The 26,038-nt window shown below is 70.7% G+C and carries 23 protein-coding genes; 11 read left to right on the top strand and 12 right to left on the bottom strand.

All coding sequences use genetic code 11. The features are described 5' to 3' along the window. Window positions 1-36 precede the first annotated feature (36 nt). Window positions 37-3,333, bottom strand: a complete 3,297-nt coding sequence (locus HNR00_RS03345) for a hybrid sensor histidine kinase/response regulator (protein WP_183564872.1) — start codon at window positions 3,331-3,333, stop codon at window positions 37-39. Between the two features lie 207 nt (window positions 3,334-3,540). Between HNR00_RS03345 and HNR00_RS03340 the strand changes: the two genes are divergently transcribed. Together HNR00_RS03340 and HNR00_RS03335 are read left to right on the top strand one after the other, a co-directional pair. Then, window positions 3,541-3,825: a ribbon-helix-helix domain-containing protein gene (locus HNR00_RS03340; protein WP_183564869.1), complete on the top strand. Its 285-nt coding sequence runs from the start codon at window positions 3,541-3,543 to the stop codon at window positions 3,823-3,825. Further along, window positions 3,818-4,162 (top strand): type II toxin-antitoxin system RelE/ParE family toxin, encoded by a 345-nt coding sequence (locus tag HNR00_RS03335; RefSeq protein ID WP_183564866.1) that lies wholly within the window; start codon window positions 3,818-3,820, stop codon window positions 4,160-4,162. Before HNR00_RS03340 ends, HNR00_RS03335 begins: the two co-directional genes overlap by 8 nt. Before the next feature lie 12 nt (window positions 4,163-4,174). On the opposite strand, the gene HNR00_RS03330 is transcribed toward HNR00_RS03335, so the two are convergent. The 4 genes from HNR00_RS03330 to HNR00_RS03315 form a co-directional block, all read right to left on the bottom strand. Further along, window positions 4,175-6,265 (bottom strand): hypothetical protein, encoded by a 2,091-nt coding sequence (locus HNR00_RS03330; RefSeq protein WP_183564863.1) that lies wholly within the window; start codon window positions 6,263-6,265, stop codon window positions 4,175-4,177. Between the two features lie 256 nt (window positions 6,266-6,521). Then, entirely contained in the window at window positions 6,522-9,353 is a 2,832-nt protein-coding gene (locus tag HNR00_RS03325) for a DUF4159 domain-containing protein (RefSeq protein WP_183564860.1), read from the bottom strand. A 10-nt stretch (window positions 9,354-9,363) separates the two neighbouring features. After that, entirely contained in the window at window positions 9,364-10,278 is a 915-nt protein-coding gene (locus HNR00_RS03320) for a DUF58 domain-containing protein (RefSeq protein ID WP_183564856.1), read from the bottom strand. 14 nt (window positions 10,279-10,292) lie between these two features. Then, window positions 10,293-11,303 carry an AAA family ATPase gene (locus HNR00_RS03315; protein ID WP_183564853.1) on the bottom strand — a complete coding sequence of 337 codons (1,011 nt, stop codon included), beginning with the start codon at window positions 11,301-11,303 and terminating at the stop codon, window positions 10,293-10,295. A 210-nt stretch (window positions 11,304-11,513) separates the two neighbouring features. Between HNR00_RS03315 and HNR00_RS03310 the strand changes: the two genes are divergently transcribed. The 5 genes from HNR00_RS03310 to HNR00_RS03290 are packed head-to-tail and all read left to right on the top strand — an operon-like array spanning window position 11,514 to window position 14,822. After that, window positions 11,514-11,939 carry a PaaI family thioesterase gene (locus tag HNR00_RS03310; protein ID WP_183564849.1) on the top strand — a complete coding sequence of 142 codons (426 nt, stop codon included), beginning with the start codon at window positions 11,514-11,516 and terminating at the stop codon, window positions 11,937-11,939. A 44-nt stretch (window positions 11,940-11,983) separates the two neighbouring features. Next, window positions 11,984-12,577: a DUF1285 domain-containing protein gene (locus HNR00_RS03305; protein WP_183564846.1), complete on the top strand. Its 594-nt coding sequence runs from the start codon at window positions 11,984-11,986 to the stop codon at window positions 12,575-12,577. Continuing rightward, a complete protein-coding gene (locus tag HNR00_RS03300; RefSeq protein ID WP_183564843.1) occupies window positions 12,574-13,278 on the top strand; it encodes a CoA pyrophosphatase in 705 nt (234 codons plus the stop codon). The genes HNR00_RS03305 and HNR00_RS03300 overlap by 4 nt, the downstream gene beginning before the upstream one ends. 27 nt (window positions 13,279-13,305) lie before the next feature. Then, the gene (locus tag HNR00_RS03295) at window positions 13,306-13,563 is read left to right on the top strand and encodes a DUF6111 family protein (RefSeq protein ID WP_183564840.1); all 258 of its coding nucleotides are present in this window, start codon (window positions 13,306-13,308) and stop codon (window positions 13,561-13,563) included. A 5-nt stretch (window positions 13,564-13,568) separates the two neighbouring features. Continuing rightward, the gene (locus HNR00_RS03290; protein ID WP_183565461.1) at window positions 13,569-14,822 is read left to right on the top strand and encodes a CCA tRNA nucleotidyltransferase; all 1,254 of its coding nucleotides are present in this window, start codon (window positions 13,569-13,571) and stop codon (window positions 14,820-14,822) included. A gap of 158 nt (window positions 14,823-14,980) precedes the next feature. Here HNR00_RS03290 and HNR00_RS03285 read toward each other — a convergent pair whose 3' ends face one another. The 5 genes from HNR00_RS03285 to HNR00_RS03265 all read right to left on the bottom strand — a co-directional run bounded on the left by HNR00_RS03285 (window position 14,981) and on the right by HNR00_RS03265 (window position 20,214). Beyond that, window positions 14,981-15,382, bottom strand: a complete 402-nt coding sequence (locus HNR00_RS03285; protein ID WP_183564837.1) for a F0F1 ATP synthase subunit epsilon — start codon at window positions 15,380-15,382, stop codon at window positions 14,981-14,983. A gap of 73 nt (window positions 15,383-15,455) precedes the next feature. Next, a complete protein-coding gene (gene atpD / locus HNR00_RS03280) occupies window positions 15,456-16,901 on the bottom strand; it encodes a F0F1 ATP synthase subunit beta (protein ID WP_183564834.1) in 1,446 nt (481 codons plus the stop codon). Window positions 16,902-16,942: 41 nt separating this feature from the next. Continuing rightward, on the bottom strand, window positions 16,943-17,833 hold the full coding sequence (locus tag HNR00_RS03275; protein WP_183564831.1) for a F0F1 ATP synthase subunit gamma: 891 nt from the start codon (window positions 17,831-17,833) through the stop codon (window positions 16,943-16,945). Between the two features lie 207 nt (window positions 17,834-18,040). Beyond that, a complete protein-coding gene (atpA, locus tag HNR00_RS03270) occupies window positions 18,041-19,573 on the bottom strand; it encodes a F0F1 ATP synthase subunit alpha (protein ID WP_183564827.1) in 1,533 nt (510 codons plus the stop codon). Window positions 19,574-19,644: 71 nt separating this feature from the next. Next, window positions 19,645-20,214 (bottom strand): F0F1 ATP synthase subunit delta, encoded by a 570-nt coding sequence (locus HNR00_RS03265; RefSeq protein ID WP_183564824.1) that lies wholly within the window; start codon window positions 20,212-20,214, stop codon window positions 19,645-19,647. 360 nt (window positions 20,215-20,574) lie between these two features. Between HNR00_RS03265 and HNR00_RS03260 the strand changes: the two genes are divergently transcribed. Next, a complete protein-coding gene (locus HNR00_RS03260; RefSeq protein ID WP_183564821.1) occupies window positions 20,575-20,985 on the top strand; it encodes a PBECR3 domain-containing polyvalent protein in 411 nt (136 codons plus the stop codon). 243 nt (window positions 20,986-21,228) lie between these two features. Here HNR00_RS03260 and hemH read toward each other — a convergent pair whose 3' ends face one another. Further along, window positions 21,229-22,311 (bottom strand): ferrochelatase, encoded by a 1,083-nt coding sequence (hemH, locus tag HNR00_RS03255; protein ID WP_183564818.1) that lies wholly within the window; start codon window positions 22,309-22,311, stop codon window positions 21,229-21,231. A gap of 204 nt (window positions 22,312-22,515) precedes the next feature. Here hemH and HNR00_RS03250 point away from each other — a divergent pair, with 204 nt between their 5' ends. Genes HNR00_RS03250 through HNR00_RS03240 form a run of 3 tightly spaced genes read left to right on the top strand, consistent with a single transcriptional unit; the run spans window position 22,516 to window position 25,731 of the window. Beyond that, window positions 22,516-23,472, top strand: coding sequence for a class I SAM-dependent methyltransferase (locus HNR00_RS03250; protein WP_183564816.1), 957 nt, complete (start codon window positions 22,516-22,518; stop codon window positions 23,470-23,472). Between the two features lie 10 nt (window positions 23,473-23,482). Further along, window positions 23,483-24,988, top strand: coding sequence for a bifunctional metallophosphatase/5'-nucleotidase (locus HNR00_RS03245; RefSeq protein WP_183565458.1), 1,506 nt, complete (start codon window positions 23,483-23,485; stop codon window positions 24,986-24,988). Continuing rightward, window positions 24,985-25,731: a uracil-DNA glycosylase gene (locus HNR00_RS03240; RefSeq protein WP_183564813.1), complete on the top strand. Its 747-nt coding sequence runs from the start codon at window positions 24,985-24,987 to the stop codon at window positions 25,729-25,731. Before HNR00_RS03245 ends, HNR00_RS03240 begins: the two co-directional genes overlap by 4 nt. 79 nt (window positions 25,732-25,810) lie before the next feature. Here HNR00_RS03240 and HNR00_RS03235 read toward each other — a convergent pair whose 3' ends face one another. Next, window positions 25,811-26,023 (bottom strand): hypothetical protein, encoded by a 213-nt coding sequence (locus HNR00_RS03235; protein ID WP_183564810.1) that lies wholly within the window; start codon window positions 26,021-26,023, stop codon window positions 25,811-25,813. Window positions 26,024-26,038: the final 15 nt, after the last annotated feature.

The raw sequence follows: 26,038 nt of genomic DNA, 5'->3' as shown, positions 1-26,038 counted from the left end.
CGGACACCGGGCCGACACGAGGGGGGAAACATTCCCCTACCCCCGCGCGATCATCTCCCGGATCCGCAGGCCCAGCGTCTCGACCACGAACGGCTTGGTCAGCACCGCCATGCCGGGCTCCAGCTGGCCGTTGCCGACCGCGGCGTTCTCGGCGTAGCCGGTGATGAACAGGATCTTCAGTTCGGGCCGCGAAACGCGGCCCGCATCGGCCATCTGGCGGCCGTTCATGCCGCCCGGCAGGCCGACATCGGTGATCAGCAGGTCGATGCGCACGTCCGATTGCAGCACCTTGAGGCCCGAGGCGCTGTCGGCGGCCTCGATCGCGGTGTAGCCGAGGTCTTCCAGCACCTCCGTGACCAGCATCCGCACCGTCGGCTCGTCGTCGACGACCAGCACCGTCTCGCCCTGCTCGGCGCGGGGCGCATCGACCAGGGGGGCGTGGGCATCGGGCTCGGTCGCCGCCCCGTGATGGCGCGGCAGGTAGAGGCACATCGTCGTGCCCTGGCCGAGTTCCGAATAGATCCGCACCTGCCCGCCCGATTGCTTGGCGAAGCCGTAGATCATCGACAGCCCGAGGCCCGTGCCCTGGCCGGTGGGCTTCGTCGTGAAGAACGGATCGAAGGCCTTGGCCTGGACGTCCGGGCTCATGCCGGTGCCGGTGTCGGTCACGCACAGCGACAGGTAGGGGCCGGGCGGCATGTCGTGGGTGCGGGCGGCGGCCGGGTCGAGCCACTTGTTGGCGGTCTCGATGGTGATGCGCCCGCCCTCCGGCATCGCGTCGCGGGCGTTGATGCAGAGGTTCAGCAGCGCGTTCTCGAGCTGCGGCGGATCGACCAGCGCCGGCCAGAGCCCGGCGGCGCCGACGACCTCGATCGTCACGGTCGGCCCGACCGTGCGGCGGATCAGTTCCTCCATGCCGAAGACGAGGCGGTTCACGTCGGTGGGCTTGGGGTCGAGCGTCTGGCGGCGGGAGAAGGCGAGCAGGCGGTGGGTCAGCGCGGCGGCGCGCTTGGCCGCCCCTTGCGCGGCCCCCATGTAGCGATCGACGTCCTTGAGCCGGCCCTGGCCGATGCGGGTCTGCATCAGTTCGAGCGAGCCGGAGATGCCGGCGAGCAAGTTGTTGAAGTCGTGGGCGATGCCGCCGGTGAGCTGGCCCACCGCCTCCATCTTCTGCGACTGGCGCAGCGCCTCCTCGGTCCGCATCAGGGCGCGGGTGCGCAGCGCGACCTGCTCCTCCAGGGTCTCGTTGAGTTCGCGCAACGCATCCTGCGCCGCGCGCTGCTCGGTGATGTCGACGTTGGTGCCGAACCAGCGCGCCACCGCGCCCGCCTCGTCGCGGATCGGCACGATGCGGGTCAGGAAGGGCCGGAACACGCCGTCGCCCCCCTTGAGCGGGAAGGTCATCTCGAAGGGCTCGCCGGTGGCCAGCGAATGCCCCCAGCGCGCCGCCACGGCGGGGAGCGCGGCGGGATCGTGCAGGGCCTCCCAGCCCCAGCCCTGCATCGCCTCGAAATCGGTGCCCGAATACGCGTACCAGCGCCGGTTGTACCAGTAGATGTGCCCGTCGGCCCGCGCCATCCAGCACAGGACCGGGATGTTGTCGGCCAGCGTCTCGAACTCGACCGCCTTCTCGCGGGCGAGCGCGCTCGCCCGGTCGCGCTCGGCCTCGACGGCGCGGCGCTCCTCCACGTCGATGAGCACGCCGGGGAAGCGGATCGGCCCGCCGTCGCGTCCGTGCTCGACCCGGCCGTTGGCCTCGATCCAGTAGTAGCGCCCGTCGGCGCGCCGCACCCGGTACTGGTGGGCGTAGGCGCCGCCGCGGGCGATGGCCCCCTCGATCGCCCGCGCGAGCCCCGCCTGGTCGTCGGGATGGACCGTCTCGACCACCTGCCCGAGGCTCAAGCCGACGCGGCCCAGTGCCGGATCGAGGCCGAAGGCGCGGGCGAAGGCCTCGTCCACGGTGAACCGGTCGGCGGTCACGTCCCAGAACCACGTGCCGATGATCGCGCCCGCCGCGAGCGCGAGCTGGACCCGCTCGGCGTGCTCGCGGGCCAGCGCCTCGCTCTCCCGCAGGCGCCGCTCGACGGCGATGCGCTCGGTCACGTCGAGTTCGGCCACCACGCCGCCGACGATGGCGCCGGCCGCATCCCGGATCGGTGCCGCGTTGTTGAGGAACTGGCGGCGCTCCCCCCCATCGAACGGCTCGATCTCGATCAGCTCGCCGCGCACGGTCTCGCCGTGCAGGAGCGCGCGGGCCAAGCCCCATTCCTCGGCGCGCAGCCGCTGCCCGGTCTCGGGCCAGTAGCCGACCCAGTCCCCGTACTGCTCCCAGCTCCCGGTCTCCGGCGGCATGCCCCAGAGCGCCCGGTTGGCGGCGTTGTCGCGCAGGATCCTGCCCTGCGCGTCGGCCAGGATGACGCCGACCGGGAGCGCGTCGAGGGTCGCGGCGAGCAGGGTCTCGCTGCGGCGCAGGGCGTCCGCCGCCTCGCGGCGCGCCGTCACGTCCCGGTAGAACAGGGCGAGGCCCTCGGGCACGGGATAGCCGCGCATGTCGATCCAGGCCGTGCGCCCGTCGGGCCACGTGTAGCGGTGCTCCATCGCCACGGGCACGCGCTCGATCATGGCGCGCCGGATCGTCTCGTCGAAGACCGGATCGGTGCCGGGATAGACCGCCCACTGGAGGCCGCCGACGATCGCCTCGCGCGGACGCGTCTCCAGGCGCATCGCCTCGGCGTTGACGTCGAGGATGCGGAAGTCGCGGTCGAGCAGCGAGAAGGCGTCGCCCATGTTGGCGAGCACGCCCTGCGCCCGGTCGCGCTCGGCCCGCAATTCGGCCTCGACCTCCTGCCGCCGCGCCTCGGACTGCACGCGCTTGGTCGTCTCGTTGGTGAAGATGAACAGGCCGGCGATGCGGCCCTGCCCGTCGAGCACCCGGGAGTAGGAGAACGACCACCACGTGTCGGCCTCGCCCCGGTCGGTGGCGAGCTTCCACGGCAGGTCCTCGAAGCGGCGGCTGCGGCCGGCGAAGGCCTCGTCGATGATGGGCTTGGCCTGATCCCAGCCGTCCGCCCACACCTTATCGAAACGCTCGCCCATCGCCCAGGACAGGCGCGGCCCGAGCAGCGGGAAGTAGGTGTCGTTGAAGAAGAAGTGCAGCTCCGGCCCCCAGGCCAGGATCATGCTCTCGGGCGAGTTGAGCACGAGGCTCAGCGCCGTGCGCAGCGATTCCGGCCACGTCTCCGGGGATCCGAGCGGATGACCCGACCAATCGCGCTCGGCGATCATGCGGGCGGCCTCGCCGCCGCCGGCCAGGAAGGGGGGTCGTTCGGTCATGCGGCGGGATTTACACAGGTGAGAGGCCCCCGTGTAACTCCCGCTCACGGACAATTGCCCGATATGCCGGGATGTCGGCTTTCGGGAGACATGGGGCCGGGTCTTGCTCGGCGGTCTGATCCCGACAACCCGCCCGTCACAACGAACGGCGTGCGTCGGACCTGATCCTATGCGACCATTGCGGGGAATTCGAGGAAGGTGACCGGTATGCCACCGCCTGAGACGATCAACGTCACCATGACCACCGAACAGCTCCGTGCGGTGCGCGAGAGCGTCGAGGCCGGCGAGTACGCCTCGACCAGCGAGGTTCTGCGCGACGCCGTGCGGCTGTGGCAGCGCCAGCGCCGGGAGGATGCCGAGCGGCTGGAGGTCATCCGGGCGCGCATTCGGCGGTCCCTGGACGATCCGCGGCCGGCACTGAGCCTTGAAGAGGTGGACGCAGAGTTGGAGAAGCTGTTCGCCCAGGCGGAGAAAGACGCCGCTCGTGCGTAGGCTGCGCGTCGAGCTTCAGCCCGAGGCTCTGCGCGACCTCGCGGACATTTTCCGTATCGTGCTGCACGTCAGTCAGAATGTTCCGACCGCGCAGGGGTTCGTGAAGCGGATCAGAGACCGCTGTCAGCGCATCGGTGATGCACCCCGAGGCGGTCGCCCCCGTGACGACCTTGAGCCTGGATTGCGGACGGTGCCCTTCGAGAACACAGCCGTGATCGCGTACCGGATCGAACCCGGTCGGGTCCTCGTCACCAACGTGTTCTACGGAGGGCGGGACTTCGAGGCTCTGTACAGATCTGATTCCGGCGAGGACGCGTCGACACCCTCCCGAGACTGAACGCTGCCGGAGCTACGCCGCCCGCCCCCGCCGTCCCTCCATCAGCCACATCGCCAGCACCGCCGCGGCGAGCGCCGCCAGCGCCCACAGGCCGATGCCCAGTGGGTAGACCTCGACGCCGCGGATCGTGGCGCTGTCGCTCGGGCGGAAGCCGATCCAGTCGGCGCCGCCCAAGCGCCCGCCGCGGGTGACTTGCAAGCGCGGCACGTCGAGGCCGCCGCCCGCCGCCGCTACGCGGCGGATCGTGCCGCCGGAGGCTTCGGCCACGCCCTTGAGGCGCTCGGTGTCGCTGAACACGTCGGCGAGTTCGCGCGGGTTGGCCGGGCCGACGCTGACGAAGGCGACGAGGGTGCCGGAGCGCAACGTGTGCAGGCCAAGGCTCTCGGCCTCGAACGTGGCGCTGAACAGGCCGGGCTCGGCCTTCGACAGCGTCAGCGTCCGCTCCTTGCCGGTCGGGCCGGTGACCGTGACGGGGCCGGCTTCTTCCGCCATGGTCTGGCGCTCGACGCGGACCTCGCGGCCCCGCCCCGTCGTTTGCGCGCGCAGCGCCTCCTCTTCGAGGGCCGGCTCCTTCATCAGCCAGTGGGCCAGCCGCCGCAGCAGATCGAGGTAGGGCCCGCCCTGCTGGTAGCCGCGGGCCCAGAGCCACGCCTGATCCGACAGCATCAGGGCGACGCGGCCCTTGTCCTCCCGCGACAGGGCCAGCAGCGGCAGACCGTTGGCGCCCGACAGGATCGGCTGCACGCCCGCCCGCGTCTGGGCCGAGACGATGCGCAGCCAGTCGCCCCAGGCCGGCGGATTCGACTCGGAGCCCGGCAGCGCGCGGGTGACCGGATGGCGCTGGCCGGTGTCGGTGAGCGCGGCCTTGAACGGCTGTTCGACCACCTTCATCGACGGATCGCCCGGCAGCACCTGCGAGAGCCGCGTGCGGGCGAGGCTCGCGGGGCCGGCGAATTCGGGACCGGCGGCGATCAGCAGCGCGCCGCCCTCGCGGACGTAGCGGACGATGTTGTCGAAATAGGCCGAGGGCAGCACGCTCTGGTTGGCGTAGCGGTCGAAGATGATCAGGTCGAAGTCCTTGATCTTCTGGACGAACAGCTCGCGCGTGGGAAACGCGATCAGCGACAGTTCGGAGATCGGCGTGCCGTCCTGCTTCTCCGGCGGGCGCAGGATGGTGAAGTGGACGAGATCGACGCTGGCGTCCGACTTCAGCAGGTTGCGCCACGTGCGCTCACCCTGGTGCGGCTCGCCGGAGACCAGCAGCACCCTCAGCTTCTCGCGGATGCCCTCGATGGGCAGCACCGCGCGGTTGTTGACCGTGGTCAGTTCGCCCGGCAGCGGCTCGACCTCGATCTCGACCACGTTCGGGCCGCCATGCTCGATCCGCGTCGTCAGCGCGAACGGCGTGCCGGTGGCGATGCTCTGCCGGTCGATCTCCTCGCCGTCGCGGCGCACGCTGACGGTCGCAGAGCCGGTGCCGCCGCGCTCCATCACCTCGGCGCGGATGGTCACGTCCTTGCCGACGATGCCGAAGCGGGGGGCTTCCAGCATGCGGATCTGGCGGTCGCGCTCGTCCGGGCGGCCGGTGACGAGGACGTGGAGCGGCGCCTTGAGCCCCAGCGTCTCCAGCGAGGCCGGGATGTCATGCACCACCCCATCGGTGAGCATGACGATGCCGGCGATGCGCTCGGCCGGCACATCGGCGAGCGCCTGGGTCAGCGCCGTGAACAGCTTGGTGCCGTCGTCGCCCTCGCCCCCTTGCGCGTCGCCGACCTCGATGAAGCGCGGCTCGATGTTGGTGAGTGCGCCGAAGCGACGCTCCAGTTCGGCCTTCACCGCGTCGGTCATGGCCGGGCGCTCGCCCAAGCTTTGCGAGCCGGAGCGGTCCACGACGATGGCGGCGACGTCCTTCACCGGGTCGCGGTCCTCGCGCACCAGCGAGGGGTTGGCGAGCGCGGCGATCACCAGGGCGAGCGCGATCGCCCGCAGGAGCGCGGTGCGCCCGCGGGCGAGGATCGCGACGACGACGAGGACCGCGGCGAGCACGCCGAACCCGGCGAGCACCGGCCAGGGGACCAGAGGGGTGAAGCTGAGGCTCAGCATGAGGTGAGGCCTTCAGGATGAAACACCAAAACCCCTCTCCCCGCCGGGCGGGGAGAGGCCTGCCTGCACCTCGTCGTGCAGGCAGGAAGCGAAGGCGAAGCCGAAGCGAGGGTGAGGGGGTATCTCAGGATCGAGCACACCCGGATGCGCCCCCTCACCTTCGGCTGCCGCCTCGCTTCATGCCCCGACGAGGGGGCATGAAGCCCTCTCCCCGCGTGCGGGGAGAGGGGAAGACATGCCGGAAACCACGCGGTCATCACTGCCCCAGCCGCTCCAGCAGCGCCGGCACGTGCACCTGATCGGCTTTGTAATTGCCGGTCAGCGTGTAGATCACGATGTTGATGCCGCCCCGGAAGGCCATCTCGCGCTGGCGCTGGTCGCCGTTGACCGGATAGAGCGGCTCGCCGTTGCGGCCCACCGCCCAGGCGGCGGCCAGATCGTTGCCGGTGATGATGAGCGGGGTGACGCCGTCGCCTGCGCGCGCCGGGCGGCGCTCGCCGCCCTCCGCCGCGGGGGGAATCGTCTCGACCCAGGTCTGGCCGTTGCCGAAGCGGCCGGGGAACGAATCGACGAGGTAGAACGCCTTGGTCAGCACGTGGTCGGGCGGCACCGGCTCCAGTTCGGGCACCTCCAGGGTCGCCAGCATCTTGCGCAGGTAGGCGGTTTCCGGGGTCGGCGGGCCGCCGGCGCGGGCGGTCTGGGCGTCGCGGGTGTCGAACACCACGGTGCCGCCGTTGCGCATGAACGCGTCGATCTTGCGGATCGCCGCCTCGCTCGGCTGCGGACGCCCGGCGACGATCGGCCAGTAGATCAGCGGGTAGAAGGCCAGCTCGTCCTTTTCGGGGTCGAGGCCGGCCGGCTCGCCCGGTTCCAGGGCGGTGCGGGCGGCGAGCATTTGGGTCAGGCCGGTGAGGCCGGCCCGGCTCGCGGTGTCGATCGCGGAATCGCCCGTCACGACGTAGGCCAGCCGCGTGTTGAGAGCGGATTCGGTGCCGTTCGGCCGGTTGGCGGCCGGCACCTGCGCGAAGGCGGGCGGGGCCGTGGCCAGAAGCCCGGCGCCCAGCGCGGCGGCGAGGACGAGGGCGGCGGGCGCCGCGCGACCGCGGGCGAGGCGGGAGCCGCGTAGAAAGCCGCCGAGCCAGAGGCCGGCCAGGGTGTCGAGGGCCAGCAGCAGCAGCGCGAGGGTGAACAGCGTGGCGCGCAGGTCCACCGTCTCGGCCCCCGCCAGCGAGCCGATCCGGGCGCCGGAGAGCGCGGCGATGTCGAGCGGTTCGAGCCGGTCGCCGGGGCGCAGCGCATTGACCGCGATGCCGCCCTCCGCCGCACCGTAGAAGCCCGGCGGATGCTCGGGGCCGGCGCGGTCGGCGAAATCGGCCGGGACCGCGGTGGCGCTGGCCGGCGGCGAGCCCAGCGCACCGAAGCCGTCGAGCGTCAGGCGCGGGGCCAGAAGCGCCGCCTTGGCTTGGCGCCCGTCGCCCTCGACGAGCTTGGCCGAGGGACCGGCCAGCCCGACGACCCGGCGCAGCATGTCCACGAACAGGCCCGACAACGGCAGGTTCGACCACGTGGTGTCGGCGGTGACGTGGAACAGCACCATCAGCCCCTGGCCCCGCTTCTGCGCGGTGACGATCGGCGTGCCGTCCTGCAAAGCCGCCCAGGTCTTGCCCGGCAAGTCGCCGTCGGGCTCGGCCAGGATCTGGCGGCGGATGCCGATGTCGGCCGGCGGCACGAGGCCGGCGAACGGGCTCTCGGGGGCGAAGGCGGCCAGCGTCTTCGGCCGGTCCCAGGAGAGCGTGCCGCCGAGCGAGCGCCCGCCGCGGCGCAGGCGCACCGGCACGAGGGGATCGTTGCCCGCCGCCAAGCGCGGGCCGGCAAAGCGCAGGAGCAGGCCGCCCTCGTCCACGAATTGCTCGACGCGGGCCAGCGTGCGCTCGTCGAGCGCGCCGACATCGGCGAGTGCCAGCACCGAGACCTGATTGTCGAGCATCTGCCCGATGGCCTCCGCCGTGCCCTGGCCGCCGCGGGGCTGCTGCACGTCGGCAAACGGCGAGAGCGCCTTGGCGAGGTAATAGGTCGGCGCCAGCAGCGGCTGGGCCTGATCGAGGGTTCCGCCGAAGACGAGGCCGACCCGGCGGCGGCGTCCGCGCTCGTCCATCAGCACCACGGCCCCGGCCGAGCCCTCGCCCTCGATTTCGAGGCGCGCGATGGCGTTGCGCAGCTCCACCGGCAGATCGAAGGTGACGGTCGCCTCGCGGGCCTCCGGCTCCAGGGTGAAGCGGCTCTCGGCGAGCGGCAGGCCTTTCGGGTCGAGCGCGCGGACGAGGCCGGTGTCGCGGCCGTTGGGGGCGGCGCGCAGCACCTGCGCGGCGAGCTTCTCGCCCGGCTGCTGCGGCGAGCCTTCCAGCGCGAGGGCGGGTGGGCGGTCGGCCTTGAGCAGGGTCATGGCGTTGCCGTGGCGGGCGGCGAGTTCGCCGAGTTCCTTGGAAAAGTCCGTGTCGCCCGCGCCGCGCACGCCGTCGGCGATCCAGACGAGGGAGGCGCCGGGCGTGCGCTCCAGGAAGGTGCCGATGGACGGCAGATGCGCGCCCCGGTCGGCGAGGTGCGGGCGCGGCTTGATCGCCCGCAGCCGCTCCAGCGCGGCGGCGGGGGCCTTCGCCTCGAACGGGGCCGGGGCTTCCGCGCTCGCCACCAGGGCGACCGGGCGACCGTCGCGGGCGGCGGCCTCGACCTCGTCGGTGGCGGCGCGCAGGCGGTCGCGCCAGTCGTGGGCGGCGGTGAAGCCGTTGTCGAGGATCAAGAGCAGCGGGCTGCGGCCCGAGGCGGCACCGATGCCGGATGGATTCCAGACCGGGCCGGCGACGGCCAGGATCAGGCAGGCTGCGGCGAGAATCCGCAGGATCAGCAGCCAGGGCGGGGTGCGGGCCGGAGTCTCGCGCTTCGGGAGAATGTCGGCCATCAGCGCCAGCGGCGGGAAGCTGATGCGGCGCGGGCGCGGCGGCGTGACCCGCAGCAGGATCCACAGGGCCGGCAGCGCCACGAGGGCGGCCAGCGCCAGCGGAGCGGCGAAGGTGAGGGGAATCCCGAACACGCCTTGCCTTTCAGCCGAGCCCGCGCGCGGCGGCGACCAGAGTGAGGACGCGGAGCGCCGCCTCGGTCGCGGGCCGGTCGGTGCGGTGGATCGTCAGCGTCCAACCCCGCTGCCGGGCGATCTCGGAGAGCCCCTCGCGGTGGGCACTGATGCGCTGGCGATAAGCCTCGCCCCAGGCGCCGGCCTCGCCGATGTCGAGGCTGGTGTTGCCTTCCGGATCGTGCAGCACGGCTTGACCCGTGAAGGGGAAGGTCTCCTCCACCGGATCGACCACCATCACGAGATGGCCGTGGGTGCCGCGGGCAGAGATCGTCTGCACCGAGGCGCGCAAAGCATCGAGCGGGGTGAGAAAATCGCTGATCAGCACCGTCTCGTCGAAGCGGCCGGGCTGTGCTGCCGGCGGCAGGTCCTGGGTCAGCCCGGCGCTGTCGTTGACCAGCGACTGCGCCAGCGTCTCGACGATGCCGCGGGCGGCGCTCGACCGGGTGAGGCCGAGAAGCCCGACCCGCTCGCCGCCGTCCACGAAGGTGTCGGCCAGCGCCAGCCCCAGCACCAGGGCGCGCTCGACTTTCGAGGTCTGGGCGAGATCGGAGGCGAAGCCCATGGAGGCGGAGCGGTCGATCCAGATCCAGATGTTGTGGGCGGCCTCCCACTCGCGCTCGCGCACGTAGAGCCGGTCGTCGCGGGCCGAGCGGCGCCAGTCGATCCGCGCGGCGGCCTCACCGGTGACGAAGGGCCGGAACTGCCAGAAGCTCTCGCCGGGGCCGGCCCGGCGGCGTCCGTGCAGGCCGTGGGCCAGCGTACCGGAGACGCGGCGCGATTCGAGCACGAGGCGCGGCATCCGCCCGGCGAGGTCCAGCGCCCCGCCGGTCTCGGGCCGCCCGGGGCGGCGGCTGTCGGCCTCGACGAGCCGGGTGGAGGCCATGCGGGTCGGTCCCGTCAGAGCTTGGCGGCGAGCTGGCCGATCAGGCCGGTCACGCTCTCGCCGTCGGCGCGGGCCGCGAAGGTCACGGCCATGCGGTGCTTGAGCACCGGCTCAGCCAGCGCCTTCACGTCGGCGACGGAGGGGGCGACGCGGCCCTCGATCAGGGCGCGGGCGCGCACCGCCAGCGTCAGCGCCTGGCTGGCGCGGGGGCCGGGTCCCCAAAGGAGCTTTTTCCCCACGCTCGGATCGCCACCCTCGGGGCGGGCCGAGCGGACGAGGTCGAGGATGGCATCGACCACGGCGTCGCCCACCGGCAGGCGGCGCACGAGGCGCTGGGCCGTGAGCAGCTGCTCGGTGGTCATCACGGTCCTGGCCCGCGCGTCCTCGACGCCGGTCGTCTCGATCAGGATGCGGCGCTCGGCGGCGCGGTCGGGGTAGCCGACATCGATCTCCAGCAGAAAGCGGTCGAGTTGCGCCTCGGGCAGCGGGTAGGTGCCCTCCTGCTCGATCGGGTTCTGGGTCGCCAGCACGTGGAACGGGCGCGGCAGGTCGTGGCGCTCGCCCGCGACCGAGACGAAATGCTCCTGCATCGCCTGGAGCAGGGCCGATTGCGTGCGCGGGCTCGCGCGGTTGATCTCGTCGGCCATCAGCAATTGCGTGAAGACCGGGCCCTTCACGAACCGGAACGAGCGGCGGCGGTCGGCATCCTCGTCCAGAATCTCGGTGCCGAGGATGTCCGAGGGCATCAGGTCGGGGGTGAACTGCACCCGCCGGGCGTCGAGCCCGAGCACGGTGCCGAGCGTCTCGACGAGCTTGGTCTTGGCCAGACCCGGCAGGCCGACGAGCAGGCCGTGGCCGCCGGCCAGGATCGTGACGAGGGCGAGATCGACGATCTTTTCCTGGCCGAAGATGACCCCGTGGATCGCCTCCCGCGCCTCGTGGATCGCGGACAGGCAGGTCTCGGCGGTGGCGACGATCCCGTCGTCGAGGCTCGTCGTGCTGGCCGAACCGGCGCCCTGTGCCATGCGGTCGAATCTCCGGATGCCGGGCGGCGGAAGTCGAGCGCCCGGATGAAGGTGCAAGTCTGGCGCCGAACGCGCACCGAACGCAAGCGCGGCGCTGCCGCGCGGCGGATCGGTCCTATATGGCCTCCGCAGGACGGTAGGGCAGGCCGCCCGCGACATCATGCATCCGCGGGTGGCCCGTTCGGACTTTTGGCGCGGAGACGACTCTTCATGACCGACGCGGAGCAAGCGGCGTTTCCCGCCGGCTGGGAGGCTTTCACCGATCCGGGCTTCATCGCCCATGTCGGGCCGGTGCATCACCGCACGGTCGAGGGGCGGCGCGACTTCGCGTTCCGGACGGATGAGCGCCACGGCAATCTGGTGGGCATCGTCCACGGCGGCGCGCTGCTGACCTTCGCCGACCGGGCGCTCAGCATCGTGGTGCGCGAGGCCGCCGACGACGCCCCCTGCGTCACCGTCGAGATGTCCAGCCAGTTCGTGGACGCGGCCAAGATCGGCGACCTGATCGAGGTGACGCCGGAGATCGTACGAAAAACCGCCTCGCTGGTGTTCGTGCGCGGCACGCTGACGAGCGGCGGCCGGGCGCTCGTCGCCGTCACCGGCATCTGGAAGGTGCTGAAGAAGAAGCCCGGCTAACGGCCATCTCCCTGCGTGGCGCGGCCTGCCATATATTCGGGGGCATGAGCCAAGATGTCTCGGATCCGGCCCCCGATCCCGCCCTCGCCCGCCTGAGCGCCGCCCTCGGCGATCTGCCGAAGCGCGGACCGCCGCCGGTGGAGCGGTGGAACCCCGAGCATTGCGGCACAATCGATATCCGCATCGCGGCCGACGGGACGTGGTTCCACAACGGCGCGCCGATCCGCCGGCCGAAACTCGTAAAACTGTTCGCCTCGATCCTGCGGCGTGAGCCCGACGGCTCGACCGTGCTGGTGACGCCGGTCGAGAAGGTGCGGATCGCGGTCGAGGATGCGCATTTCACCGCGGTCGAGATGGCGGTGGAGGGCGAGGGCGAGGCGCGCCGCATCGCGTTGCGCACCAATGTCGACGACCTCGTCTCGGTCGATGCCGAGCATCCCCTGCGCTTCGAGGACGGTGCCGACGGCCTCAAGCCTTATATCCGCGTGCGCGGCGGCCTTCAGGCGCTGGTGAGCCGGGCGCTCACCTACGATCTGGTGGAGCTTGCCGAGGAGCGGAGCATCGACGGGCAGGCATGGCTCGGCCTGTGGGCCGGGGGCGCCTTCCACCGTATCGCCCCGGCCGGGGAAGCCGCATGAAGCTACCCGACGAGGCGGCCGACCGCACGACCGCTCCGCCGGCCGGGACCGAGCCGGCCAACCCTGCCGATTTCCACCGAGCCGGCTTCCTGGCGCGGGCCGAGATCGGCCTGTCGCGGGTGCCGCCCGGCCCCGGCGTGCCGCTCTCCAATCCGCGCGGCGACCACGACCTCGATCCTGGCGGCTCGGCCGTCGCGCCCGCCGCGCCCCACCGCGACGCCGCGGTGCTGGTGCCGGTGGTCGAGCGCTCCGAGGGCATGAGCGTGCTGCTGACCCGGCGCGCGGCGCATCTGCGCGACCATTCGGGCCAGATCGCCTTCCCCGGCGGCAAGGTCGATCCCGGCGACGTCTCAGCCTTGGACACGGCGCTCCGCGAGGCCCGCGAGGAGATCGGGCTCGCGGCGGAGGACGTGCGCCCGCTGGGCTTCCTCGATCCCTACCTCTCGGCGACCGGCTTCCTCGTGGTGCCGGTGGTCGGCCTCGTGGCCGAGGGAGCCGTCCTCACCCTCAACCGCGACGAGGTCGATCTCGCCTTCGAGGTGCCGCTGCGCTTTCTGATGGACCCGGCGCGGCATCTCGTCCGCTCGCGGGCGTGGCAGGGCCGGACGCGCTACTTCTACGCCATCCCGCACGGCGAGCACCTGATCTGGGGCGTCACGGCGGGGATCGTGCATAACCTCTACGAGCGCCTCTACGCCTGAAAACTCAGCCCCGCGAAAACCCAAAAAATGCTGCGCCTCGTTCTCGAACAGATCGCCCTGTTCTCGCTGCCCTTCGTCCTGTTCGCCGGCTGGCTGCTGCTGGCCCGCCGCTCGCCCCTCGATCACGCCGAGTGGAAGCCGCAATGGACCCGCCTCGTGCTGGCGGGGCTGTTCGTCGTGGTGGTCTCCCTGGTGATGACCGGGCTGACCGGCGAGCGCCACGCCGAAGGCTACGTGCCGCCGCGCTACGAGAACGGGCGCTTGGTGCCGGGCCATTTCCAGTGACCTCGTTGCCCTCCGGCCTCGACCCCGAGGGCCCGCCGCGGCTGCTGGCGCGTGAGGGCGTGCGGGCCTGCCTTTCCGCCCTCGACGTGCCCGGCGAGGAGACCCGCCTCGTCGGCGGCTGCGTGCGCGATGCTTTGCTCGGGCGCACCGCCAGCGACGTCGATCTCGCCACCACGCTTCGGCCCGAGGCGGTGATCGCGCGGGCTCGCGCCGCCGGCCTCAAGGCGGTGCCGACGGGGATCGCGCACGGCACCGTCACCCTCGTGGTGGAGGGCGCGCCGCACGAGGTCACGACGCTGCGCGAGGATATCGAGACCGACGGGCGCCACGCCGTGGTCCGGTTCGGCCGCGACTTTGCGCGGGATGCCGAGCGGCGCGACTTCACCATCAACGCGCTCTCGCTCTCGCCCGACGGCACGCTCCACGACACGACCGGGGGCGTGGCCGACCTCGCCGGGGCCCGCGTCCGCTTCATCGGGGCGGCCGCCACCCGCATTCGCGAGGATTTCTTGCGGATTCTGCGCTTCTTTCGATTTCACGCTCGCTACGGGCGGGGCGACCCGGACCCGGAGGGGCTCGCCGCGGCGGTGGCGGCGCGCGACGGCCTTTTTCGGCTCTCGCGCGAGCGGGTGCGGGCGGAGTTTTTGAAGCTGCTGCTGGCGCCCCGCGCCGTTGAGGCGGTCGCCACCTTGAGTGAGACCGGACTCTTGTCACGCATCACCGGCGGCGTCGGCGAACTCGGCCGCCTCGCCCGCGTTGCGCCGGATGCGGAGGCAGTCGCGCGGCTGGGCGCGCTCTGCGTCCTGACGCGCGAGGATGCCGACCGGCTGCAGGAGAGCTTGCGCCTGTCCAAGGCCGAGCACGCCCATCTTGCCGCCTATGCCGACGCGCTCGCGCTCCTGCACGACCGCCCCGCCCTCGACGCCGCCGAGGTGCCGGCCCTCGTGGCCGATCACGGCGCCGCGCTGCTGCAAACGGTGCTGCGCATCCTCGACGGCGAACCGCGCCCGCGGGTGACGAACGAGGCTCGGATCGCGCTCGATCGGATGGTGAAGGCAGGCACGCGCCCGGTCCTGCCGGTGACCGGCGCCGATCTCGTGGCGCGCGGCGTGCCGCCGGGGCCGGGCGTAGGGGCGGCTTTGCGTGCGGCGCGGACGCTATGGCTCGCCGAGGGCTGCCCGAGCGATGCGGCGGTGAAGGACCGGTTGGTCGCGCACGGGCTCGCCGCGCTGTCCCCTCCCCCTTGCGGGGAGGGGTAGGGGTGGGGGTGGTGCAGAAGGCACCGCACCGCTCGATCCTGAACCACCCCCACCTCCGGCTCCTCCCCGCAAGGGGGAGGAGAGACGGATGGCGCCAGCTGAAAACGAAAAGGGCGCCGGTGTGCCAGCGCCCTCCAAAACCGAAATCCCAAAAGAACTCAGAGGTTGAGCGTGTTCTTGGCTTCGCGCAGCTGGACGATCTGGCCGTTCAGCGCCTCGCGCTTGGCCAAATCCTCGGTGGCGTCGCGGGCCATCTCGGCCGCCTCGATCTCCTTGTCGATCATGGCGGGGTTGACCTCCTCGATCGGCGCGGCGCGCTCGGCCAGCACCGTCACGGCCTTCGGGCCGATATCGGCGAAGCCCCCCTGCACGTAGATGCGCTTGCCCGAGCCGGACTTCTCGGTGACCGTGATGACGCCGACCTTCAGCGACGTCAGCACCGGCGCGTGGCCCGGCAGCACGGTCATCTCGCCCTCGGTGCCGGGCAGCTGCACCGCCTCGACCTCACCGGAATACAGCGTCCGCTCGGGGCCGACGAAATCGAACTGGAAGGTGGCCATGCGTCAGGTGTCCGCGAGAGGTTGAGCAGCGCGCGAGCGTCTGTCCCGCGCGCCGAGAGGAAGCGGCGTCGCGTTACGCAGCGAGCTTCTTGGCCTTCTCCTGGGCCTCCTCGATGGAGCCGACCATGTAGAAGGCGGCCTCCGGCAGGTCGTCGTACTGGCCCTCGACCAGACCCTTGAAGCCCTTGATCGTGTCTTCCAGCGCGACGAGCTTGCCGGGCGAACCCGTGAACACCTCGGCGACGTGGAACGGCTGGCTGAGGAAGCGCTCGATCTTGCGGGCGCGGGCCACCGTCAGCTTGTCCTCTTCCGACAGCTCGTCCATGCCCAGGATGGCGATGATGTCCTGGAGCGACTTGTAGCGCTGCAGGGTCTGCTGGACGCGGCGGGCTACGTCGTAGTGCTCCTCACCGAGGATCGCCGGCGAGAGCATGCGCGAGGTCGAGTCGAGCGGGTCCACGGCCGGGTAGATGCCCTTCTCGGCGATCGAGCGCGACAACACGGTCGTGGCGTCGAGGTGGGCGAACGAGGCGGCGGGCGCCGGGTCGGTCAGATCGTCCGCCGGCACGTAAATCGCCTGCACCGAGGTGATCGAACCCTTGTTCGTGGTGGTGATGCGCTCCTGCAGGGCGCCCATGTCGGTGGCGAGCGTCGGCTGGTAGCCCACCGCCGAAGGGATGCGGCCGAGAAGCGCCGACACCTCGGAGCCCGCCTGGGTGAAGCGGAAGATGTTGTCGACGAAGAACAGCACGTCCTGGCCCTCGTCGCGGAACTGCTCGGCGATGGTCAGGCCGGTCAGGGCCACGCGCGAGCGGGCGCCGGGCGACTCGTTCATCTGGCCGTAGACCAGCGCGCACTTGGAGCCCTCGGCCGAGCCGTTGTTCTCCTTGGGGTTCTTGTTGACGTTCGACTCGATCATCTCGTGGTAGAGATCGTTGCCCTCACGCGTCCGCTCGCCGACGCCGGCGAACACCGAGTAGCCCGAGTGCGCCTTGGCGATGTTGTTGATCAGCTCCATGATCAGCACGGTCTTGCCGACGCCCGCGCCGCCGAACAGGCCGATCTTGCCGCCCTTGGCGTAGGGGGCGAGGAGATCCACCACCTTGATGCCGGTGACGAGGATCTGCGCCTCGGTCGACTGCTCGTCGTAGGCCGGGGCCGGCTGGTGGATGGCGCGCAGGGTGTCGGACTCGATCGGGCCGGCCTCGTCGATCGGCTCGCCGATGACGTTCATGATGCGGCCGAGCGTGTTGTGGCCGACCGGCACGCGGATCGGCGCGCCGGTGTCGGCGACCTCCTGGCCGCGCACGAGGCCTTCCGAGGTGTCCATGGCGATGCAGCGGACGGTGTTCTCGCCGAGCTGCTGGGCCACTTCGAGAACGAGGCGGCTGCCCTGGTTCTTGGTCTCGAGCGCGTTCAGGATCTCCGGCAGGTGACCCTCGAACTGCACGTCGACCACGGGGCCGATGACCTGGGTGATCTTGCCCTTGGCGTTGGTGGGGGCGGCGGTGTTGGCCATGATGCCTGTCCTTCGAATGCGTGCGGGCGCGTGTTTGTGGATCAGAGCGCTTCCGCGCCCGAGATGATTTCGATGAGTTCCTTGGTGATCATGGCCTGACGCGTGCGGTTGTAGATCAGCGTCTGCTTCTTGATCATCTCGCCCGCGTTGCGGGTCGCGGAATCCATCGCGCTCATGCGCGCGCCCTGCTCGGAGGCGGCGTTCTCCAGGAGCGCGCGGTAGACCTGGACGGTCAGGTTCTTGGGCAGCAGCGTCTCGAGGATCGCCTCTTCGGAGGGCTCGAACTCCATGGCGGCGTCGGCCGACGCCCCCGTCGAGGTCTTGCCGTCGGTCTCCGGCAGCTCGGCCGGGATCAGGCGCTGGGCGGTCGGGATCTGCGAGATCACCGAGCGGAACTCGGAGTAGAACAGCGTCGCGACGTCGAATTCGCCGGCATCGAAGCGGGCGACGATCTTGTCGGCGATCTCGGAGGCGAACGCGTAATCGACCGGCCGGGTGCCGCGGATGTCCATGCTCTCGACGATGCGATCGCGGTACTGGCGGCGCAGGATGTCGAGGCCCTTTTTGCCGACGGTCATGATCTTGACCGTCTTGCCCTCGGCCTCGAGCTTGCGGATGTGCTCGCGGGCCAGGCGCACGATCGAGGAGTTGAAGGCGCCGCACAGGCCGCGGTCGCCGGTGGCGACGACGAGCAGGTGGACGCGGTCCTGGCCGGTGCCCGCCAGCAGCTTCGGGGCGCCGACGCCGCCGACGAGGTTGCCCGCGAGGTTGCCGAGCACGCTCGCCATCTTCTCGGCGTAGGGCCGTCCGCTCTCGGCGGCATTCTGGGCGCGCCGTAGCTTGGCGGCGGCGACCATCTGCATCGCCTTGGTGATCTTCTGCGTCGCCTTCACCGAGGTGATGCGGTTGCGCAGGTCCTTCAAGCTGGCCATCGAGGGGCGTCCGGGTCCGTTCCAAAGGGCCTCTCCTCCCCCTTGCGGGGAGGAGCCGGAGGTGGGGGTGTTTCAGGTGGCACCGCGGAGCTTTATCCGGGACCACCCCCACCCCTACCCCTCCCCACCCAGATCAGGCCTGCCTGATCTGGGCAAGCGCTGATCCGATCTCGGGCAAGCCCGAGGTCGGTGGGGAGGGAGGAGGCTTCAGGCCTCGAGCGACTTGGCGATGCCTTCGACGACGCCCTTGAGCTTGTTCGCGTTCTCGTCGGAGAGATCCTTGGAGTCGCGGATCGCGTCCAGCAGGCCCTGGTGCTTCGAGCGGAGCGTGCCGAGCAGCTGGTCCTCGAAGGTGCGGACCTTGGCGAGCGGCAGCTTGTCGAGGTAGCCGTTGACGCCGGCGTAGATCACCGCGACCTGCTCTTCCATCTTCAGCGGCGAGAATTGCGGCTGCTTCAGGAGCTCGGTCAGGCGCGAGCCGCGGTTGAGCAGGCGCTGGGTCGAGGCGTCGAGGTCGGAGCCGAACTGCGCGAAGGCGGCCATCTCGCGGTACTGCGCGAGCTCGCCCTTGATCTTGCCGGCAACCTTCTTCATCGCCTTGGTCTGGGCCGACGAGCCCACCCGCGACACCGAGAGGCCGACGTTCACCGCCGGGCGGATGCCCTGGTAGAACAGGTCGGTCTCGAGGAAGATCTGGCCGTCGGTGATCGAGATCACGTTGGTCGGGATGTAGGCCGACACGTCGTTGGCCTGGGTCTCGATGACCGGCAGCGCGGTGAGCGAGCCCTTGCCGGCGGCGTCGCCCATCTTGGCGGCGCGCTCGAGCAGGCGCGAGTGGAGGTAGAACACGTCGCCCGGATAGGCCTCGCGGCCCGGCGGGCGGCGCAGCAGCAGCGACATCTGGCGGTAGGCCACCGCCTGCTTCGACAGATCGTCATAGACGATCACGGCATGCATGCCGTTGTCGCGGAAATACTCGCCCATGGCGCAGCCGGAGAACGGCGCGATGAACTGCATCGGCGCGGCGTCGGACGCCGTGGCGGCGATGACGATGGAATATTCCATCGCGCCCTGGTCCTCCAGCACCTTCACGAACTGGGCCACCGTCGAGCGCTTCTGGCCGATGGCGACGTAGACGCAGTAGAGCTTGGCGTTCTCGTCCGAACCGGCATGGGCCGGCTTCTGGTTGAGGATGGTGTCCAGCGCGATGGCGGTCTTGCCGGTCTGGCGGTCGCCGATGATCAGCTCGCGCTGGCCGCGGCCGACCGGGATGAGGGCGTCGATCGCCTTGAGGCCGGTGGCCATCGGCTCGTGCACCGACTTGCGCGGGATGATGCCCGGCGCCTTCACGTCGACGCGGCGACGCTCGGTCGTCTGGATCGGGCCCTTGCCGTCGATCGGGTTGCCGAGGCCGTCGACCACGCGGCCGAGCAGGCCCTTGCCGACCGGCACGTCCACGATGGCGCCGGTGCGCTTGACGGTCTGGCCTTCCTTGATCTCGCGGTCGGAGCCGAAGATCACGACGCCGACGTTGTCCTGCTCGAGGTTGAGGGCCATGCCGCGCACGCCCGACTCGAACTCGACCATCTCACCGGCCTGGACGTTGTCGAGGCCGTAGACGCGGGCGATGCCGTCGCCGACCGCGAGCACCTGCCCGACTTCCGTGACCTCGGCCTCCTCGCCGAAGTTCTTGATCTGCTCTTTCAGGATCGCGGAGATCTCGGCGGCGCGGATGTCCATCGTCGGGCCTCTTTAAGGTCGAATGCGTGTCTGTTTGGTCGGATCGGGTGCTTCGCGAGGCTTAACAAGCCTCAGCGGGCTTCCCGCATGGCGAGGCGAATGCTGTTGAGCTTGGTCCGCAGCGAGGCGTCGACCATGCGCGAGCCCATCTTGACGACGATGCCGCCGATCAGGCTGGGATCGACGTGCAGGTCGATCTCGATCTCGGACTTGGCGACCTCGCGGAGCGAAGCCTTGATCTCCTCGACGATCGCGTCGGAGGGCTTTTCGGCGACGCGAACCTCGGCGCGGACGATGCCCTTGGCCTCGCGCACCTTCGCGCGGTAGGCGCGGATCATGTCCGGCAGGGCGAACAGGCGGCGGTTGGCGGCCGACAGCTTGATGAAGTTGGCGGCCAGCCCGTCGATGCCGGCCTTGGCGAGCAGGGCGCCGATGGCGGCCGTCTGCTCCGCGGCGGAGAAGGCCGGGCTCTTCACGAGGCGGCGGAGATCCGCGCTTTCCTTATAGAGCGCGTCGAACGCCTCGAGGTTCTTGGCGACCTCGTCGACCTGCCGCTCGTCGCGGGCCAGCTCGTACAGGGCCAAAGCGTAGCGGCCGGCAACGCCTGACACTAGGGGACCCTCGGAACCGTTCTGCGCCACCCGTCGCTCTCTCTTGTCCTTGCCCGCCGCTCTCTCAGCCCGCATCCGCCCGTGACGGCAGAGGCTTCGAGGCACGTGGGGATTGGAATGGCACCGGGCACGGAAGGCCCTAGAAGGGTCTCCCCGCGGCGCGGCTGTCGCCTAGCATGGGTTCCAGGGGGGCGCAAGGCGAAGTCAGGGCATGGAGCGGGCGGTTCTGGGGCGGCGCAGCCTGTCGTTCCTGACCCGGTGAATCCGCGGAGCGAGCGGACGAAACACGCCCGCCCGAACTTGCATGCGTCAGCCGTGCCCGCGAAGGTTGATCTTCGCCGTCTGCATCGGCAGTCGGCGACGGGGCCATGCGGGAGCGGTCGGGATCGGATGGGCAAGAGCCGCGGGGGCCGGATCGTCGATCTGCAACTCGGGCCGCTTCCGACCGATGTCATCAACGCGACGCTCGAATTGGAACTCGAACCCGGCCTCGTCATCCTGAGCCGGGGGGCGCAGAAGCACGCCCTTTCCTCGCATCCGAACGATTACCCGATCTGCCTGCCGCATGTCGCGGCCGTCGTCGCCGAACCGCTCTACATCGGAGACGACTTCCGAAACCCCGGCCGGATCGAACTGATCGGCCGCGTGCCGGCCATCGGCGCCTTCATGCTCGTCGCCGTGACGATCGAGCGGGACGCGGCAGGGCGCTACAACGTGTGCAGCTTCTACCCGATCAGCGACAAGAAGATTCAGCCGCGGCGGGAGCGCGGCTTCCTGCGCGTCGCCGTGCGGCGGCGCTGAAACACGCCGGGGGTCCCGGCTTGCCGGAACCCCCGATGCGAACGCAGTCCACGAACACCTGCCGGGATGCCCAACTCCGGATCTCTTCACCCGAACCGCTCGGCGGCTCGTGCTACTTTGCCAACGCCGTGAATGCGTGGGCGCGTGAGGAGGCCGTTCTCACCTCAGAACCGTGTTCCGCGTGAGAGATAGCTATGCACGCCGCCCCGGGTTCCGCAAGGGCGGCCGGAGCGCGGCGTCATCTCACACCCAGCCCTGCAATTCCCGCCGCACCACGTGCTCGATCACGCGCATGCCGAGGTCGGAATCGTTGAGGCAGGGGATGAAGGCGTAGTGCTCGCCGCCGTTCTCCTCGAAATAGTGGCGGTTCTCGCCGTCGAGTTCCTCCAGCGTCTCCAGGCAGTCGGCGGTGAAGCCGGGCGCCACGATCGCCATGCGCTTCACGCCGGATTTCGCCAGCGCCTGCACGGTCTCGTCGGTGTAGGGCTTGAGCCATTCCTCGTTGCCGAAGCGCGACTGGAAGGTCACCCGCATCCGCTCGGGCGAAAAGCCCATCGCCTCGCGGATCAGCCGGCCGGTCTTGAGGCACTGGCAATGGTAGGGATCGCCCTTGAGCAGGTAGCTCTTGGGCACGCCGTGGAACGAGGTGAGGATCACCTCCGGCTCGAAGTCGAGTTTCGCCAACCCCTCGCGGATCGATTGGGCCATCGCCTCGATATAGACGGGGTCGTCGTGATAGGGCGGCGAGACCCGCACGGTCGGCTGCCAGCGCATCTGCATCAAGGCCTTGAACGCCTGGTCGCAGGCGGTGGCCGAGGTCGCCGCCGCGTATTGCGGATAGAGCGGCACCAGGAGGATGCGGTCGCAGCCTTCATCCAGCAGCGCCTGGATGCGCACCGACACCTCCGGCTTGCCGTAGCGCATCGCCCAATCGACCAGCACGGTGTCGCCCATCGCGGCCTGCAGCTTCTCGCACTGGCCGCGGGTGATGGTCTTGAGCGGGCCCTCGTCGAGTTCCTTGTTCCAGATGCTGTCGTAGTCGCGCCCCTTCGGACCGGGTCGCTTCGTCAGGATGACGAGGTTCAGGAGCGGCCACCAGATCAGGCGCGGCACCTCGATCACCCGGCGGTCGGAGAGGAACTCCTTGAGATAGCGGCGCATCGGCCAGTAGCTCGTGCCCTCGGGGGTGCCGAGATTCATCAGGAGCACGCCGACGCGACCGGTCCGCACCGCCGGATGGTCGGGCGGCAGGGCGGCGGGCGCGACGCGCAGAGGCTCGCGAACAGGTTCGCGCAAGAGGGTCTGAGGTTCGACGCGTTCGTTCATCGGGCTTCCGGTCACGGGCGTCCCGCCTTCCTCGACATCGGGCCGTCCGGGCGGCCCGAGCGATCCGGTTGTGCGGTCCCGCCGTTCGATCTAGAGCAGGCGGCCATCCAAGACCAAGAATCCCGGTTCCGGTGTCTTGAGGCGAATTGAGACGGAGAGTGTGGCGAACCCTTCGCCCGAAATCGCTCCGGAGGCCAGCGCGACATGCCGTCCCCCCGCTACTTCCTGCAGCACTTCGTGCCCTTCACCGGCTACCCGTACAAGGGGGCGCCGAGCGCGTGCAATCTGTGCGGCGCGCGGGAGGCCGTGACCGTCGCCGAGACCGACCGGCGGCTGAAGACCCTGCGCTCGATCGCCTGCACCCAGTGCGGCCTGATCCGCACCGATCCGATGCCGACGCCGGACGAGCTGGCCGAGTACTACGCCACCGCCTACCGGGCCGATTACCAGCTCGCCTTCGCCGGCGGCCCGCCGCGGCATCACCTCAACCGCTCGGCCCGCGAGGCGATTTTTCGCGCCGACCTGCTGGCGCCCAAGCTCAAGCCCGGCGCGCGGCTGCTCGATTTCGGATCGGGCTCGGGCGAGTTCCTGGCCGAGGCGAAGAAGCGCGGCTGCGAGGTCATCGGCGTCGAGCCGGGGCGCGACTACGCGACCTACGCCCGCGACCATCACGGCGTCACCGTGCTGGACGAGGCCGAGAATCCCGAGACTTTTTCGGCCGGACATTTCGACGTGATCTCGACGCATCACGTGCTGGAGCACCTGCGCAGCCCGGCCGAGACGATGGAGCGTCTCGCCCGCTGGCTGAAGCCCGACGGCGTGCTCTACGCGGCGGTGCCCAACATGGCCGCCACCGGCAAGCCGCCGCACGAGCGCTTCCACTTCGCCCATGTCCACGGCTACGTCCGCGAGACCTTCGATCTCTTGGCCCGCCGCGCCGGGCTCGTGCCGCACACCGAGTACTGGCGCGAGGACACCACGGTGGTCTACCGCAAGACCGACGCGCCGCCGGTGCCGCTGGTCAATCCCGGCTTGGCCCAGCGCCTCGCCGTCGATCTCAAGCCGATGTCGGCGGGACTGTTCCTCGCCTCCGGCGCCTGGATCTGGCCGGCGCTGCGGCGCAACGCCAAGGCGGTGCGGGACGGGCTCGTCCGGCGCTGAGGCGCCGATGATGCGCCATCCGACCCGCCGCGCCACCGTCGCGGGGCTCGGCGCGGGCCTGCTCGCCGCCGGCACCGGACAGGCGTTCGCCGCCACGCCGACCTTCACGCTGCTGCTGGTCAACGACATCTACGCCATGGACGAGGCCGAGGGCCGTGGCGGCTTCGCCCGGCTCAACGCCGTGGTGAAGGCGGAGCGGGCTCGCGGCGTGCCGCTGCTCTACGCGCATGCGGGCGATTGCTTCTCGCCCTCGCTGATGTCGGGTTTCGACCGGGGCGCCCATATCGTGGCGCTCCACAACCTCGCGCCGCCCGACATCTTCGTGCCGGGCAATCACGAATTCGATTTCGGCCCCACAATCTTCGCCGAGCGGCGGGCGGAGGCGCGCTTCCCGTTCTTCGCCGCCAATCTCCGCGACGCCGACGGCCGGCCCCTGCCGGGGGTGAAGGATTCGGCGCTGATCGAACTCGGCGGCGTGCGGCTCGGGATCGTGGGCATCGCGCTTCAGGCGACCCCCGAGAAATCGCAATCGGGCGATCTCCGCTTCGGCCCCGAGATCGAGACGCTGGCGGCGGAAGCGCAGACGCTGCGGGCAGCCGGCGCGCAGATGATCGTCGGGGTATGCCACACCGCGCGGGTCACCGACGACGCGATCGTGCGCGCCCGCATCGTCGACATCCTGCTGTCCGGCCACGACCACGACCTCGTGGTGCGCGACGACGGGCAGGCGGTGCTGGTCGAGTCGAGCCACGACGCCCATTACGTCACCGCGGTCGACGTGTTCGTCACGTCCGCCGGGGATGGACCGTTGCGCTGGCGCGCGGCCTTCCGCGTCCACGACACCGCGCAGGTGACGCCGGACCCCGAGACCGCGGCTTTGGTCGCGCATCTCGAAGGCGACCTGTCGCGGGAACTCGACGTCGTACTCGGCACGACGCTGGCGCCCCTCGACAGCCGCATCGCCAGCGTCCGGACGCGGGAATCGAGCTTCGGCAGCCTCGTCGCCGACGCGGTGCGGGCCGGGACCGGCGCCGAGATCGGCCTGATGAACGGCGGCGGCATCCGCGGCGACCGGCTCTATCCGGCGGGCGCCGCGATCACCCGGCGCGACATCCTCAGTGAACTGCCCTTCGGCAACACCGTGGTGCTGGTGGCGATCGACGGGGCGACGCTCCGCGAAGCCCTGGAGAACGGGTATCGCGATTTCGGCCGCTCGTCGGGCCGCTTCCTGCACGTCTCGGGGCTGACCGTCACCCTCGATCCCAAGGCACCGCCCGGCCGGCGCGTCGTCGCGGTGGAGGTGGGTGACGAACCGCTCGACGCAGGCAGGACCTACCGGGTCGCCGCCAACGACTTCATGCTGCGCGGCGGCAACGATTACGGGATGCTGGCGAAGGGCCGCACCCTGATCGGCGCGACCGATGGAAAGCTCCTGGCCAACGAGGTGATGACCTACATCCGCACCCACGCGCCGCTGCCGATGGTGACGGGCCCGCGCCTCAAGGTGTTGCCGTGACCAAGACAGACCCCTTTGCCGACCTCTTCGCCAAGCCCTCGGCCGGACCCGGCCCCGTCGCGGCCGCGCTGGCGGCCTTCCGCGACAGCGGCTCCCCCTGGCTCGCCCTTCCCTTCTTCCGGGAGGGTGCGGCCGACGCGGTCGCGAAGAAGATCGACGCCCGCGTGGCGGCCGGCGCGCAGGTTCTGCCCGACCCGTCGGCGATCTTCCGGGCGCTGACGCTGACGCCTTTGCCGGCGGTGAAGGCGGTGATCCTGGGCCAGGACCCCTACCCGACGCCGGGCGACGCCAACGGGCTCGCCTTCTCCTATGTCGGCGGGCGCCGGCTGCCGGCCTCGCTCAAGGTGATCCTGGCCGAACTCGCCCCTGAAGGCGAAAAGCCCGACCTCTCGACCGGCGATCTGTCCCCCTGGGCCGAGCGCGGCGTGCTGCTGCTCAACGCCGCCCTGACGGTCGAGGCCGGCAAGGCGGGGGCGCATCTGCGGCTCGGCTGGTCGCGGCTCACCGACGAGGCGGTCGCGGCGGTCTCCGCGCGGGAGGCTCCTTCCGTGTTCCTGCTCTGGGGCGCCCAGGCCCGCGCCCGCGAGGCGCTGATCGACCAGAGCCGCCACGGCATCATCGCCTCGGGCCACCCCTCCCCGCTCAATCGCGCCCGCGACTTCCCCGGATCGCGCCCGTTCATGCACGCAAACGCATGGCTCGAAAAGAACGGGCGAGCGCCGATCGACTGGCGGCTCGTCTGAAATATCGTTCCTCTTCGCACATGCGAAAAGCCCCGCCACAGGGGCGGGGCTGATCGGCCGACCGGATTTTTTGGAAGTATTACGCCGCGAGGCGGGTGCCGGCCGGGACCGTGACGTTCTCGTTGGCCGGGGCATAGGTCGCGGCCGGAGCGGTGTTCGCGGTGCCGGTCGCCTGCAGGCTGGTCAGTTCGCCGGCGGAGACGTGCGAACCCTCACCGCCGAAGCGCTGGGCCAGGAAAACGACGAGCGAAACGTTGGCGATGGCGGCGGCGAGAACGAGGAGAGCGATCATCGGGGCGGGTCCGTG

It is taken from the genome of Methylorubrum rhodinum (assembly GCF_014199935.1).
Classification (GTDB): Bacteria; Pseudomonadota; Alphaproteobacteria; order Rhizobiales; family Beijerinckiaceae; genus Methylobacterium; species Methylobacterium rhodinum.
Note: the sequence above shows the minus strand (reverse complement) of the source record. Positions and strands in the feature narration are given on the sequence as shown.